Origin of the sequence: uncultured Chitinophaga sp. (assembly GCF_937874145.1) — a bacterium.
In the GTDB taxonomy this organism is placed as follows: domain Bacteria; phylum Bacteroidota; class Bacteroidia; order Chitinophagales; family Chitinophagaceae; genus Chitinophaga.
The window spans coordinates 1-13,293 of sequence record NZ_CALNBI010000199.1; the positions used below are offsets into that span (position 1 = coordinate 1).

General features: G+C 55.0%; 13 protein-coding genes. 6 read left to right on the forward strand and 7 right to left on the reverse strand.

Annotated features, from left to right (window positions below; all coding sequences use genetic code 11):
• The coding region (locus Q0510_RS09325; RefSeq protein WP_298710322.1) for a RagB/SusD family nutrient uptake outer membrane protein at positions 1-530 on the reverse strand (530 nt) is incomplete at its 3' end.
• A 20-nt stretch (positions 531-550) separates the two neighbouring features.
• Positions 551-3,589 (reverse strand): TonB-dependent receptor, encoded by a 3,039-nt coding sequence (locus Q0510_RS09330; protein ID WP_298710324.1) that lies wholly within the window; start codon positions 3,587-3,589, stop codon positions 551-553.
• Between the two features lie 473 nt (positions 3,590-4,062).
• Here Q0510_RS09330 and Q0510_RS09335 point away from each other — a divergent pair, with 473 nt between their 5' ends.
• Together Q0510_RS09335 and Q0510_RS09340 are read left to right on the forward strand one after the other, a co-directional pair.
• The gene (locus Q0510_RS09335; RefSeq protein ID WP_333863797.1) at positions 4,063-4,833 is read left to right on the forward strand and encodes a DeoR/GlpR family DNA-binding transcription regulator; all 771 of its coding nucleotides are present in this window, start codon (positions 4,063-4,065) and stop codon (positions 4,831-4,833) included.
• Positions 4,834-4,868: 35 nt separating this feature from the next.
• The gene (locus Q0510_RS09340) at positions 4,869-5,348 is read left to right on the forward strand and encodes a hypothetical protein (RefSeq protein WP_298710327.1); all 480 of its coding nucleotides are present in this window, start codon (positions 4,869-4,871) and stop codon (positions 5,346-5,348) included.
• 144 nt (positions 5,349-5,492) lie between these two features.
• Here Q0510_RS09340 and Q0510_RS09345 read toward each other — a convergent pair whose 3' ends face one another.
• The 3 genes from Q0510_RS09345 to Q0510_RS09355 all read right to left on the reverse strand — a co-directional run bounded on the left by Q0510_RS09345 (position 5,493) and on the right by Q0510_RS09355 (position 7,588).
• Positions 5,493-6,539: an exo-alpha-sialidase gene (locus Q0510_RS09345; RefSeq protein WP_298710329.1), complete on the reverse strand. Its 1,047-nt coding sequence runs from the start codon at positions 6,537-6,539 to the stop codon at positions 5,493-5,495.
• Positions 6,540-6,631: 92 nt separating this feature from the next.
• Positions 6,632-7,063 (reverse strand): SRPBCC family protein, encoded by a 432-nt coding sequence (locus tag Q0510_RS09350; RefSeq protein WP_298710331.1) that lies wholly within the window; start codon positions 7,061-7,063, stop codon positions 6,632-6,634.
• A gap of 45 nt (positions 7,064-7,108) precedes the next feature.
• On the reverse strand, positions 7,109-7,588 hold the full coding sequence (locus tag Q0510_RS09355; protein ID WP_298710333.1) for a hypothetical protein: 480 nt from the start codon (positions 7,586-7,588) through the stop codon (positions 7,109-7,111).
• A 177-nt stretch (positions 7,589-7,765) separates the two neighbouring features.
• Here Q0510_RS09355 and Q0510_RS09360 point away from each other — a divergent pair, with 177 nt between their 5' ends.
• The 3 genes from Q0510_RS09360 (at position 7,766) to Q0510_RS09370 (ending at position 11,202) form a co-directional block, all read left to right on the forward strand.
• Positions 7,766-9,067 (forward strand): O-acetylhomoserine aminocarboxypropyltransferase/cysteine synthase family protein, encoded by a 1,302-nt coding sequence (locus Q0510_RS09360; protein WP_298710335.1) that lies wholly within the window; start codon positions 7,766-7,768, stop codon positions 9,065-9,067.
• 127 nt (positions 9,068-9,194) lie between these two features.
• Positions 9,195-10,712 carry a M60 family metallopeptidase gene (locus tag Q0510_RS09365; RefSeq protein ID WP_298710337.1) on the forward strand — a complete coding sequence of 506 codons (1,518 nt, stop codon included), beginning with the start codon at positions 9,195-9,197 and terminating at the stop codon, positions 10,710-10,712.
• A 52-nt stretch (positions 10,713-10,764) separates the two neighbouring features.
• Entirely contained in the window at positions 10,765-11,202 is a 438-nt protein-coding gene (locus Q0510_RS09370) for a nuclear transport factor 2 family protein (protein ID WP_298710339.1), read from the forward strand.
• 11 nt (positions 11,203-11,213) lie between these two features.
• Here Q0510_RS09370 and Q0510_RS09375 read toward each other — a convergent pair whose 3' ends face one another.
• Positions 11,214-11,789, reverse strand: a complete 576-nt coding sequence (locus Q0510_RS09375) for an NAD(P)H-dependent oxidoreductase (RefSeq protein WP_298710341.1) — start codon at positions 11,787-11,789, stop codon at positions 11,214-11,216.
• A 95-nt stretch (positions 11,790-11,884) separates the two neighbouring features.
• Here Q0510_RS09375 and Q0510_RS09380 point away from each other — a divergent pair, with 95 nt between their 5' ends.
• Positions 11,885-12,247 (forward strand): helix-turn-helix domain-containing protein, encoded by a 363-nt coding sequence (locus tag Q0510_RS09380; RefSeq protein ID WP_298710343.1) that lies wholly within the window; start codon positions 11,885-11,887, stop codon positions 12,245-12,247.
• Positions 12,248-12,321: 74 nt separating this feature from the next.
• Here Q0510_RS09380 and Q0510_RS09385 read toward each other — a convergent pair.
• A partial coding sequence (locus tag Q0510_RS09385; protein ID WP_298710345.1) for a RagB/SusD family nutrient uptake outer membrane protein occupies positions 12,322-13,293 on the reverse strand: 972 nt, incomplete at its 5' end.

Sequence of the window (13,293 nt, forward strand, 5' to 3'; positions counted from 1 at the left end):
AGCGTGCCGTCTTTATTCGGATCGGGTGTGTGGAGGATGAGCGGCGCGTCGCCATAGTAGGTGGTGAGGAACGAATAGTATAAGGCGCGGAGGAACAGGGCCTGTGCGCTCATGCGCTCCAGGTTGGCCTGCGACATGCCAGGCACCGAAGCCGCATTATCCAGGAATGTATTGCAACGCCCGATCCCGCCGTAAGCATCCGCCCAGCGGGCAGTGATGATACCACCGGTGGCGGCGCTGTGATCGCTGCGGGCCATCGTCCCGAAGTTCATCGTGTTGCCGTACTGGTTAGGCGTGGCGCATTCTTCCCAGAGGGGCGTGGCGTTGTTGGAGCCTTTCCCGCCGTAGATGCCGTCGTTGCGGAGAATGCTGTAACACCCGTTCAGACCGGCGTTTGCCTGGTCCATGTTCTGCCAGAAAGTATTTTGAAGATATCTGTCGGTGGGATTCACGTCGAGGAGCGATGTATTACAGGCGGCAGCCGCGACCGCTATCATTCCTCCGAGCGCCCATATTTTCAACTGTTGCATTGTATCGTTTTTAATATGGATTAGAAGGTTACGTTAACACCCGCGGTGAAAGTTTTCATCATCGGGTAGGTGTACAAATCGTTTCTGTTGACGAGCGATTCCGGGTCCATGTCTTTGTACTTGCTGATGGTAACCAGGTTTTCAGCATTGGCGTAAACGGTAATCTTCGTCATTTTCAGCCTGTCCATGAGCGATTTCGGGATGGAGTAGGCCAGTTGCAGGTTTTTAAGGCGCAGGTAGTTGCCGCTGCGCAGCCAGAAGTCACTCAGCTGCGTGAAGTTGGCCTGGTCGCCGATGGTCAGCAAGGGCAGGCGGGCGTTCGGGTTCTCCGGCGTCCAGGTGTCGCGGGTCCATTCCCAGGTGGCATTGGCGCCGTTGTTGAAGGGAACGGCCAGGTTGGCGCGCGGATACACTTTGATGCCGGCCACGCCCTGCCAGGCGGAAGTCAGCGAGATCCCTTTCCAGTCCAGGTTGAATCCAAAAGAGAAGTTGTATTTCGGAACGATGCCGGATGCGTTCACGATCACACGGTCGTCGCCGTTGATCACGCCATCGCCGTTTTGGTCCTTGTACCGGATGAAACCGGGACGGGGATTGCCGGGCTGTTCAGCATGCTTGTCGATTTCGTCCTGGTTTTGGAAGTAACCGTCGGATTGTAAAACATAGAACGAGTTCATCGCGTAGCCCGCCTTGGTGATGGTGCTGCCCGAAATCCGGTTCTCGTCATTTACGCTCACCACTTCATTCTTGTTATAAGAGACATTTCCCCAGATGTTATAATTCAGGCTGCGGAAGTTGTTCCTGTATTGAAGCGTAAGTTCGATACCCTTGTTGTCTACCGTGGCAATGTTCCGGATCGGGCCGGCGAGGTTGCCTACCTGTGCGGGGAGATTGGTCCGGTACAGGATATCATTGGTGCGCCTTAAATATGCGTCCAGCGTAACGCCCACGCGGTTATTCCAGATGTTGAGGTCCACACCGCCATTGTAAGTGTATGCGGTTTCCCAGTGCATGGTGGGATCCACCGCGCCGGTCACTGCCGCGCCGGGAACCCGTGTGCCGCCGAAGCTGTAGTCCTGACCGAGCGCCACGGTGGGGTAGTTGTTATATAAATCCGCGGCCTGGTTGCCCAAAGCGCCTGCCGAAACACGGAGCTTCAGCTGGTTTACGAATTTGCTGTTGAAGAAAGGCTCCCTGTCTATGCGCCAGCCAGCGGACGCTGAAGGGAAGCTGGACCAGCGGTGTTTTTTTGTGAAGCGGGAAGAACCATCTGCGCGCATCGTGAATTCGAACAGGTATTTTTCGTCGTATTCATATTCGGCGCGGCCGAAGTAAGACATCAGCACGTCACGCGTAGTATTGCCGCCGGTGCCGTTCCAAACCAGGCCGCCGTTGAGTGCGGTGATGGTATTGTCGAGATAGCCCGTCATGCTGGCATTGAACTGGTCCCTGTCGAAGTTGTCGTAGCTGGAACCCACCATCACTTTCACCAGGTGTTTGTTGAAGGTTTTATTCCAGTCGAGGGTGTTATAGAAGTGGATCACCAGGTCGTTTTCATCCGTTTTGGCGTTGCGTGGCGCCGTTGCGGGCGAGTTCCAGTTGGTGGCGGCTCCGGTCTTCGGGTTGAAGGTCTGGAGGCGGGGCGTGTTGGTGGTCAGCAGCCCGTCGTATTTGTCTGCACCGAACTTGATCGTGTATTTGATGTCGAACGGCAGCTGGTATTCCGCGAACACGGTGGCCAGGAAACGCTGCACCAGCTTGGTGGTGAGGGCGCCGTAGGCGTGCAGGCGGGGATGTTCCCAGTTGTTACGCCCTTCGGTACGCATCCAGGAGTTGCCGTAGCGGCCGTCTGCCAGCGTATCGGTGAGGATGGGCAGCGTACGGCTCATGGCCTGCCAGAAAGTATTGTAGGTAGGCTGCGTGTAATTGCGGTAGTAGCCATCCAGCGTGATGCCGGCTTTGAGGCGTTTGGTCACGTTCATGGAGGCATTCAGGCCAACGGAGTAGTTTTTGTTATGGTTGGCGGGGCCGAACATGATCCCATCGCGGTCCAGGAAACCGAGGGAGAGGCGGTATTGGTATTCTTCAGTGCTTCCCGAGATGCTGACATCGTGTTTCTGAATAGAACCATTGTCTACGGCGATTTTATACCAATCGTTAGCGGGATAGGTGAAGGGGTCTTTCGCCATATTTTCCTCGTATTCCTTGATATTGGCGTCGGAATATTCCGCGGCTTTGCCGATGTTGAGAAGCGCCTGGTTTTTGGTGCGCATGTATACGATCGGGTCGTTGATGGCGTCGGGGAGGAAGGTGGCTTTATGTAGACCGCGGTAGTAACCGTAATTCACTTTGGATTTGCCTTTCCCTTTCTTGGTGGTGACCATGATAACGCCATTGGCGCCGCGGGAACCGTAAATGGCGGCCGCCGCGTCTTTCAGGACGGAGATGGACTCGATATCGTTCGGGTTGAGCTCGTCCATGGAATATTCGATACCGTCTACCAGCACCAGCGGGTTATTATTGTTGAGCGTTCCAACGCCGCGGATGCGGATGGTGGAGCGGTCGACGCCGGGTTGGGAGTTGCCGAGGTTTACGAAGAGGCCGGGTGTTCCGGAGAGTGCGTTGGAGACGTTGGTGACGGGCCTGTTTTCGATCTGGGCCGCGTCGAGCATGGAAACGGCGCCGGTGAGGGTGGCTTTCTTCTTGGTGCCGTACCCTACGACCACGGTTTCGTTGAGTTTCTGGACGTCTTCCAGCAGCTGCACATTAATGGCGGCGGCTTTGCTCACTTTCAACTCGAAGGGGAGGTGGCCGATGAAGGAGAATTTGAGGGTAGCGCCAACAGGGGCGGAGATTTTGAATTCGCCGCTGACGTCGGTGGCGGTTCCTTTGGATGTTCCCTGGATCTGGACGCTGACGCCCATGAGGGGAGTGCCGTCTGCGGCGGAAGTGACTTTCCCGGTAAGGGGCACGTCCTGCGCGGAAAGCGGCGCAGTCGCGGTGCAGAAGATCCCGAGGGCGAAGAGCCCGCGAAGGAGGGATCGTTTGACAAGCTTCATTTGCATGAGTTTTAACGTGTTTTTTTAAGTGGTCTGCTTTGGTTGATGATATACCGGCCCGGAACGCTCCGGACCTGCAAACGTGGTACGCTCATTTTTACCTGGATGATTGTATCAGTGTTTTGTTATATATCGATTTTGGCTTTTGTGTTGTTTCGTTTCGCTTCAAAACTAATAAAAATAAAACAAAAGCAAACTAATTGAAACTAAATATTGAAATTTCCTGCAGGCGCCACACGGAAAGCCGGATCGCGGCCGTTTAAAGATTTACGGGTGGAAGTTGGGTGATGTAAGTGATTGATTTCGCTGGGTTAATAAAATATTAAGCTATCTTACGCGGCAGAACTACTGTAAGGAATTCGGAAAAACTGCCGTATTTTAGGAGATCGCCAAACAGCTATCGGAGGAAAAGAGATTGATTTTCAATTGAACGGCACCGTAAATTCTACGTTTAACCGAAATATAAATACCCAATGTCAATGATTAATATCGCGGAGCGGCACAAATTCATTTTAAGCAGATTGTATGAAAAAGGATACGTGAATGTTGTGGAATTGTGTAAAGAACTGGATGTTTCAGGTGTAACGATCCGAAAGGATCTGAAGCTGCTGGAAGATAAATCCCTGCTCTACCGCTCCCATGGCGGCGCCACTATCCAGAACCCCTATACGAACGACAAGCCCGTCAACGAAAAAGAGAAGATCCAGCGAGAAGAGAAGCACAGCATCGGCAAAATGGCCGCTTCCCTCATCGTTCCCGGCGATGCGATCATCATCGCCTCCGGCACCACCGTCCTGGCCCTGGCCAAGCACATCCAGCCCAGGGGCCCGCTCATGATCATCACTTCCGCACTGAACGTAGCCCTCGAACTGAACCGCTATCATGAAATTGAAGTCGTGCAGCTCGGCGGCGTCATCCGCAATAATTCCTCGTCCGTAGCCGGCCCCTACGCCGAAAAAATCCTGGAAGACTTCTCCTGCTCCAAACTCTTCCTGGGTGTCGACGGCATCGATGTCGAGTTTGGCCTCACCACCACCAGCATCGCCGAAGCCCACCTCAACCAGCAAATGATCCGCGCCGCGCAAAAAACCATCGTGCTGGCCGATTCCTCCAAATTCGGGAAACGCGGCTTCGGGCGCATCTGCCGGCTCGAAGAAGTAGACCAGATCATCACCGACAAAGGCATCTCCGAACACATGGTAAAATTGCTCGAGGATATGGGAATTGAAGTCGTAATTGTGTAACTTCAGTTCCGCAACATCCCTTATACCTGATCGCTATGCACGATAAGCACCCTCCCGAGGATCTTCTGCACGACGAAGACGTCAGCCACGTAGCTACCCGTGCTGAATTGCTGCCCACCTGGTTCAAAATCAGTCTTACCGTACTCATTTTCACGCACTTCAGGGAACTCTGGGGCATAGGCCGGATATATCTGTACACAGATATAATTGAAACGGACAGCATGGGCAACCCCATCGTAACCCTGGTGTACGCGGCGTATTTTCTGGTTTCGGGCCTGGCGCTCATTATTTGCGTCCTTTACCGCTTTCAATGGAAGCATGCCATTACCATGGGCATCCCGCTTCTCATCATATCCCTGTTACTAAGCATCTTTTCCCTCGTGGGGCATTTTACAAACAATATGGATAGGGTGGCAGGTGTGGGTAACACGATGGTGAATGCGGCTGTGCTGGTCATCGTCATCATCAACTCTTTCCGCATCCGCAAACAATGGTCGGAGGCGGTCGTGTCGTAGCATGTTACCTCCGCGCCCTGTGGAAAATAAAGGACCGCTGGAAAAGCACGAGGCAAAGCCCGTCGTTCCGCAGGTAACCCTATCATGCAAACGGCGCACCTTCCGTAAGGAAAATGCGCCGTCCGCTTATCGGTTCATTACAATCTATTCTCTTGTCAATGGCTCCAGCCGCATCATCACGTACCGGATATTCTTGCGGTCGGCTGTGTAGGTGATGTGGATGCGCCCGTCTTTCCCCTGGATCACCGCGGGGTAGCTGTATTCGCCTTTATCCCCGTTTTCGAGGATGCCAACGTTTTTCCATTCCTGGCCGTCGCGGCTGATGGCGACGTAAAGTTTGGCGCGCCCGTCCGACCATTTATCGCCGCGCTGGGTGGGGTTGAATACAATGAGTTTGTAGCCGTTGGCCAGCGTCAATGCGTCGGTGCCGGAATTGGGATTGGGCAGGGAAGTGGCGGTCACGGGGCTCCAGGATTTACCGTTGTCGGCCGACCAGGATTGCACCACCACGTTGTTTTTGCTGCGGCAAAGGAGTTGAAGGCTGTCGTGCCCGTACCGGAGGATGCTGGGCTGGATGGCCTGGAAAGTATCGTTGGGGATATCGATGTGCGTCCAGTTGCGGCCGTTTTTATCTGATTTTTCGAGGTGGATCTTCCAGATGTTCTTATCCACGCTTTCTGTGCTGGTAGGGTAGAGGATGTCGCCGTTCTCCAGCTGGAAGGGCTTGTTTTTGATGGGCCCCAGCATGGTGCCGGGCAGGCGCTCCGGTTTGCTCCACGACTTCCCGTTGTTGGTGGAGTACATCATCATGCCCCACCACTCGCGCGGGTTGGGCCCTACCTTATAATACAGGAACAGTTTCCCGGCTTTCGTTTTGAACAATACGGGATTCCAGCTGGGATAGCGGAGGTTTTCGTTTACCACGCCGTTAACGATTTCCACGGGCTGGCTCCAGGCGCCATCCTGGTAGACGGAAGTCCAGATGCCCACATCCTTTTTCCCTTCCTGGGTGCCGCCGAACCAGGCGGCCATGAGCCGGTCCTTATCCAGTTCTACGATGGTGGAAGCGTGGACTTCCGGGACATTCGGCGTTTCCATGACGAAAATGCGGGTGTGCATCTGCGGAACCACATCCTGGCCGAAGGCCGGAGCGCAGGCAAGTAGGGACAAAGCCAACAGGGAACGAAGCATACTTTCAGTTTTTCTGGTACTAAGGGCCATTAAAGTACTCAATTCATTCTGAAAATGCCAGCATTAGCCGCCTTTGTTTAGCAGTAATTGTTCTACGGCGGTGGTGCGGAAATCGAAAAGCAGGCTGAGTTGGCGGCCAACGAACAGGCTGTTGGCGAAGCCGCCCAGCCGAAGCAAAAATAAAGACTGAGCCAGCCGAGCGGGATGCGGTAGTGTACGATGTCGGTCATGAGGGTGCTTTCGCCCCGGGGCTCGAAGTGGTGCTGGTGGTGCCAGAAGCTGTAGGGGCCGAAGCGCTGTTCGTCGATGAACATCTTGCCCGGCTCTACCCGGGTGATTTCGGTCATCCAGTACATCGGGATGCCCAGCAAAGGTTTGAGGCGGTATTCGATGATCTGGCCGGCATAGATCCGCCCCTGATGCGGCTCACTGACAACGGTGAAGCCCATCCGGGGCGGTGTGATGTGCTGCAGGTTGGAAGGGTCGCTGAAAAATTCCCAGGCCCTGTCCAATCTAACCGGCAATTCCTGTGTTTTACGGATTCGGTACGTACGCGACATACCCTAAATCTAGCACAATAATGCCAGAACCGGTTCGCCGGGCACCCAGGAAGTAGTTGAAGAATGGAGGCGGAAGGAGGCCATTTGCTGCCCTTTCGGGAGCTCGGTGGCGGTATAGAAGAAGGAAACATTCTGCTGGCGCAGCTGAAGCACTTCCTTCACCGGTATCGCCATACCCGATTGCTTGCCCTGCGCATCGGCGTATTTCCATTCGCGCAGCGTTTTCCCCGCCGCATCTTTCACGGCCAGCTTCCGGCCCGTGCCGATGCGCCCGCAGTGGCTGTAATGGAACGTCAGCCGGTCGTTGATATTGCTTTCATCGAGCTGCAGCAGGTCCAGCGGTACTTTTTCCTCCACGTACTGCTCGTGGATCAGCTTATTGTTGAGATACACCTTGAAGGAGTCCGTCCCGCGGCCAGCCCCCAGGGAAACGACGGCGAACAGGCCCAGCAGGGCCATCACCGCGCCGGAAAGGATTTTGTGTTGCATGGGTATTGTTTTAATGATGAAATATCTTCCACACCCCAAAACACGCAAATCCCCCGCTGCCGCGCAAAAGCCTTTGATGTTCCGCCAACCCGGCTTGACGAACGGGATGATTTCTTCTTTTTTATTTTGATAATCAAAATAGTCTAGCTACTTTGTAGACTACAAAAAGCATACATCATGTCAAACAACTCCTTACGTTTTGAAACGCTCCAGGTGCACGCAGGCTACCAGCCTGACCCCACCACGCACGCAGCGGCGGTCCCCATTTACCAGACCACTTCCTATACGTTCGACGATGCGGCCCACGCGGCGGACCTCTTCCAGCTGAAGCAGTTCGGCAACATTTACACCCGTATCATGAATCCCACTACCGACGTGTTCGAGAAACGCATCGCGGCCCTGGAAGGCGGCGTAGGCGCGCTGGCAGTGGCTTCCGGACAGGCGGCGCAGTTCATCGCCCTGCATAATATCCTCCTCCCGGGCGACAACTTCGTGACTTCTTCCTATCTCTACGGCGGCACTTACAACCAGTTTAAAGTAAGTTTCAAGCGGGTAGGGGTGGAAGCGCGCTTCGCGGACCTCGATAATCCCTCCAGCTTCGAAGCCCTCATCGACGACAGGACCAAAGCCATATACATGGAAACGATCGGCAACCCCGGCTTCGCCATCCCTGATTTCGAAGCCATCAGCGCCATCGCCAAAAAACATGACCTTCCCCTCGTGGTCGACAATACCTTCGGCGCGGGCGGCTACCTGTTCCGCCCGCTGGAACACGGCGCCAATATCGTAGTGGAGGCAGCTACCAAATGGATCGGCGGCCACGGTAACAGCATCGGCGGCGTGATCGTGGACGGTGGCAACTACAACTGGGGCAACGGCAAGTTCTCCCAGTTCAGCGAGCCCGACGAAGCCTATCACGGCATGAAATTCTGGGAAGTGTTCGGAGCGGATAGCCCGTTCGGCAACATCGCCTACATTATCCGCGCACGGGTAACCGGCTTGCGCAGCCTCGGCCCGTCGCTGTCGCCGCAGAACGCATTCCTGTTCCTGCAGGGCGTGGAAACCCTCAGCCTGCGCGTCGACCGCACCATCGAAAACACCCAGGCCCTGGCCGAGTGGCTTCAAAAGCAGCCCCAGGTCGAATTCGTGAACTACCCCGGCCTCCCCGGCAACAAATACCATGAAGTAGCCAAAAAATACCTGAAAAAAGGCGCCGGCGGCGTGCTTTCCTTCAAGGTGAAAGGCGGTAAAGACGCGGCGGACACCGTGGTGCAGAGCCTCAAACTCATCTACCACCTCGCTAACGTGGGCGACAGCAAAACGCTCATCATCCATCCCGCCACCACTACCCACCAGCAGCTCAGCGAAGAAGAGCAACGCAAGGCAGGCGTGGAACCCGGGTTGCTGCGCATCTCCCTCGGTATCGAGCATATCGAAGATATCAAGGGCGACCTGGCGCAGGCCTTCGCTAAAATCTGATTTTCCTGAATTGCTGTGCCATACGCCGGCTTCCCATATCGGGAGGCCGGTTTTTTTTGCCGCTCATCCGGAAAAAAATGCAACCGATGCCGCTGCTTATTATCTTACCTGAAAGTTAACTACTCTTATGATAAGGCAAACCTCATTCTGCTGCGCACTGTTATGTGCCGCACTGTCTGCCGGCGCGCAACAGCTCACGCCGGACAAGCTCCTCATTACGCCGGAAAACCGGCTTTCCGTAAAAGACAAGGACATGCGCAATGCCGTCCGCGATTGGAGCAAAGCCCAACTCGCCTCCACGGATTACGCCAAAATCCCGGCGCATCCTTCCGCAGCCGTATTTCCCGGGAGTGTAGACAAAAGCGCGGTACGTGTGTCCGAAACCGTTACGATAACTCACAGAAAGATAAGCGACGCCCTGGCGCCCGTGGTCAACACCCTGCGGTTTTCGCAGCCCTGGCGCAATAATATGTACAGCACCGGGTTGTACGCGGTGGCGGGGGAATATATCGAGGTAACGATAGCCGAAGAACTGCTCGATAAAAACATCTGTCTCCAGATCGGGGCGCATTCCGACAACCTGAACCAATGGGTGGCTGGCGGCGAAGACTGGCGGCGCCTGCCCGATATCGTGCGGGTAGATACCCTCCGCAAGAAAACCACCCGTATCACATCGCCTTTCGGCGGATTGATCTACGTTACCGCAGGCCCCAAATCCGATTCCTGGTCGGCACCGGTGAAAATCTCCCGCGCCGTGAAAGCGCCGCTCTTCATCGCCGGTAAAACCACGCCGGAAGACTGGGCAAAACAACTGGCCGAAAGCAAAGCACCCTGGGGAGAACTGGCTACCGATAGAGTAGTCCTCACCATACCTGATTCCATCCTGCGGGGAGTAAATGACCCGGATTATGTGCTCAAACTGTGGGACTTGATTGTGGGCGGGGAAATGGAGCTGGCGCAGATTCCCCAGCCTTTTTACCGGCCGCAGCGCATGGTGATCGACGAGCACATCGGCGGAGGGTTCATGCACAGCGGGTATCCCATCATGATCCATCATTCGCCCTCGCGGAATATGCTGTCGGCCGATGTGATCGCAGACCCGGCAAAGCTGATGAAAGGCAGCAAGGGCGGCGCCAACTGGGGCTTCTTCCACGAAATCGGCCATAATATGCAGAATTACGATTGGGTATTCGGCGGCACCACGGAAGTGAGCTGCAATTTCTTTTCCCTGTACATGTTCGACCGCCTTTGCGGCGGCCGCGACGACGCCCACACCGGCGTTTCCAACGAACAAACGCACTCGGCCATGATAAAATACTTTGCCGAAGGGCCGGAGTACGCCAAATGGCAGAAAGATCCCTTCCTCGGCCTCATCATGTTCCGCCAGCTGCAGGAAGCCTTCGGCTGGGAAACGTATAAGAAGTTCTTCCGCGAATACCAGGCATTCGCAGTCGCCGATCCTACGGGTGCATATGCGCGCGGTGATCAGAAAAAACGCGACCTCTGGGCCAGCACCTTCTCTAAAGTAAGCGGCCGCAACATCGCGCCGTTCTTCGAGAAATGGGGCATTCCCATCAGCGACGCTGTGGAGAAGGATTTGTCGGCACTCCCGCAATGGATGCCCTTCAACTTCCCGCCGGAATGATTTTTATGTGGAAGATTTTGTATTTTGATGAGACTTCCACAAATATGAAAACATGAAAAAACTGCTATCCCTTTTTGTGCTACTGGCCTGTTGCCAGTTTGCGCAGGCGCAATCCAAAGACGAAAAAGACGTGGCCGCGGCCGTTTCCAAACTACGCGCCGCCATGCTGGACGCCGATAAAACCGCGCTGGAAGCGCTGACCGGTCCCGCACTCACTTACGGCCATTCCAACGCCCGCCTGGAAAACAGGGCGGAGTTCGTGGATTATCTCGTAAGCGGGAAAGGGGATTTCGTGACGATGGAGCTTTCTGACCAAACGATCGTCATTACCGGCAATACGGCCATCGTCCGGCATACGCTGAAAGGCGATACCAACGACGGCGGCAAACCCGGGAAAGTACATCTCCATGTGATGACTGTGTGGGTGAAATCAGGGAAAGACTGGAAACTCATCGGCCGGCAGGCGGTGAAAGTACCGCCCGCATCCTGATGGCCGCAACACTATAAGCAAAAGTCCGCTTCACATGAGGCGGGCTTTTTTTTGTCCGCAAAGGATTCCAGGAAATCCATGAAAGGCGCTACGCTGCTGTCGATCCAGGCTTCAGATGCGTTCAGTTCGATGCCGTAAAAAGCATGGAAGCCCCGGTAATCGGCCCGGATGTATTCGAACGTGAGCTCGAAGGGCCGCGTCAGTTCCTGCAGGGTGTATTTGTATTTCGCGCCGGGCTGGTATTCGTCCTCGTCGATTCCCGCGGTAATGGCCAGCGCGATCTTTTTGCCGCCGGCTTTGTACCCGCTTTTGCTGCCGTAAGCCCAGCCGTAGGTCAGCACTTCGTCCTGCCATTGTTTCAGCAGGGGCGGACTGCTGAACCAGTAAAACGGGAACTGGAAGATAATGCGGTCGTGCGCTTCGATGAGGGCCTGCTCGCGCGGGACGTCGATCTTCCCGTCGGGGTAAGCTTTGTAAAGTTCATGGATATGATATTGATCCGGATGCTTTTGCATTTCGGCGATCCATCTTTTGTTGATGACGGAAGTTTCGATGTTGGGGTGGGTTACGATCACGAGTGTTTTCATTTCCGGGCGGTTTATTTGTACGGTACAAATTACGAAGGTCACGATGATTTTGTATATTGGCCGCTAATTGTACGGTACTATAAAAAAGGTAAGTAATGGCTAGAATAAAGGAAACTTCGACCAATTACGCCAACCGTAAACAGATGGCGGAGGAGTGTTTCGAGGTATATGCGGCCGGGATCATCGGCAACCAATGGTCGCTGGCGATCTGTTGTTACCTGTTGAAGGGGAAGTTGCGGTTCGGTGAGCTCCGGAAATGCATGCCCAACATCACCGAACGCATGCTCACGCTGCAGTTACGCAGGCTGGAGGAAAACGGGATCGTGAAGCGCACCGTTTTCGCGGAAATCCCGCCGCGGGTGGAATATGAGCTAACGCCCATCGGCCTCAAGCTAAAACCCGTGATCAAAGCCCTCGATGCCTGGGGCCAGGCGCATCAATCCATATCGAAAAACTGACTGCTGTTGTAAAATAAAAATGACCGGCATCCCTGGGGAGCCGGTCTTTTTTATGTTTGGATGTGACAGCAGGCTTAGTAGCCGGGGTTCTGCAGCATCTCCCTGTTTTTCATGACTTCGGTCATGGGCAGTGGGAAGAAGTAGTGATGCGGCTGGAACACCCGGATCGGGTTTTTATCCACCGGCGCTTCCGCGTAAGTGAACTGGTTATCGGCCACTTTGGTGATCATGAGGCGCATGATCGTGGTGTTCAGTTCCACCGGCGCCGTTTTCCAGCGGCGGACATCCCAGAATCGGGAGTCTTCCAGGCAAAGTTCCACGGCGCGCTCGTTGCGGATGATCCCGCGCCAGTATTCGACGGTATTGTCGTTTTTCAGTCCATACAGGTTATCAGCACCGGGCTGGATGCCGGCACGTTTGCGGATGCGGATGATATCTTCCGCCGCGGCGGCGTAATCGGGTGTGGGCTTTTCTATCGCGGCTTCAGCGTGCATGAGCAGGATGTCGGCGAAGCGGATGATGGGCATTACACGGTCGGTGTTGGTGCCGGCGTTGGCGGTGGATGTTTCGTTACAGAATTTCCGGAAGAACATGCCGGTGTACACAAGGCTGGCGTCCACGCCGTCGGTTTCCGCGCCGATGTGCGTCCAAACGGTGGTGGCGGTGCCGCTGGCGTTGGTGCGCCATTTGTCGCCGTTATTGAGGATCGTGTAGGTGAAGCGGGGATCGCGGTTTTTGAACGGATCGGCCGCATTATACCCGGATGAGGGATCGGTGATGGGCAGGCCCTTGTTGGTACCGAACCGCCTGGCTGCATTCAGGCTCGGGCAACCGTTCACGTTTCCGTTGCGGGAACGGGGGAGGAAGTTGGCTTCCATCGTGCGGTTGGATCCGGCCATGGCCGGGAAAATGTATTCGGCGTTTTTGCGGGTGATGAACAGTTCGTAGAACCCTCTGCCCGGTGTGGCATTGTTTTCAACCAGGTTGTACCATCCGGTATTTATCAGTTCTTCAGCAGCTTCAAAAGCCCTGTTCCAGCGTTCCTT

What these genes read in the sequence shown, in the direction of transcription:
- Q0510_RS09330 (WP_298710324.1), bottom strand. Translation starts at nt 3,589, where the DNA reads ATGAAGCTTGTCAAACGATCCCTCCTTCGCGGGCTCTTCGCCCTCGGG.
- Q0510_RS09335 (WP_333863797.1), top strand. Translation starts at nt 4,063, where the DNA reads ATGTCAATGATTAATATCGCGGAGCGGCACAAATTCATTTTAAGCAGA.
- Q0510_RS09340 (WP_298710327.1), top strand. Translation starts at nt 4,869, where the DNA reads ATGCACGATAAGCACCCTCCCGAGGATCTTCTGCACGACGAAGACGTC.
- Q0510_RS09345 (WP_298710329.1), bottom strand. Translation starts at nt 6,539, where the DNA reads ATGCTTCGTTCCCTGTTGGCTTTGTCCCTACTTGCCTGCGCTCCGGCC.
- Q0510_RS09355 (WP_298710333.1), bottom strand. Translation starts at nt 7,588, where the DNA reads ATGCAACACAAAATCCTTTCCGGCGCGGTGATGGCCCTGCTGGGCCTG.
- Q0510_RS09360 (WP_298710335.1), top strand. Translation starts at nt 7,766, where the DNA reads ATGTCAAACAACTCCTTACGTTTTGAAACGCTCCAGGTGCACGCAGGC.
- Q0510_RS09365 (WP_298710337.1), top strand. Translation starts at nt 9,195, where the DNA reads ATGATAAGGCAAACCTCATTCTGCTGCGCACTGTTATGTGCCGCACTG.
- Q0510_RS09370 (WP_298710339.1), top strand. Translation starts at nt 10,765, where the DNA reads ATGAAAAAACTGCTATCCCTTTTTGTGCTACTGGCCTGTTGCCAGTTT.
- Q0510_RS09375 (WP_298710341.1), bottom strand. Translation starts at nt 11,789, where the DNA reads ATGAAAACACTCGTGATCGTAACCCACCCCAACATCGAAACTTCCGTC.
- Q0510_RS09380 (WP_298710343.1), top strand. Translation starts at nt 11,885, where the DNA reads ATGGCTAGAATAAAGGAAACTTCGACCAATTACGCCAACCGTAAACAG.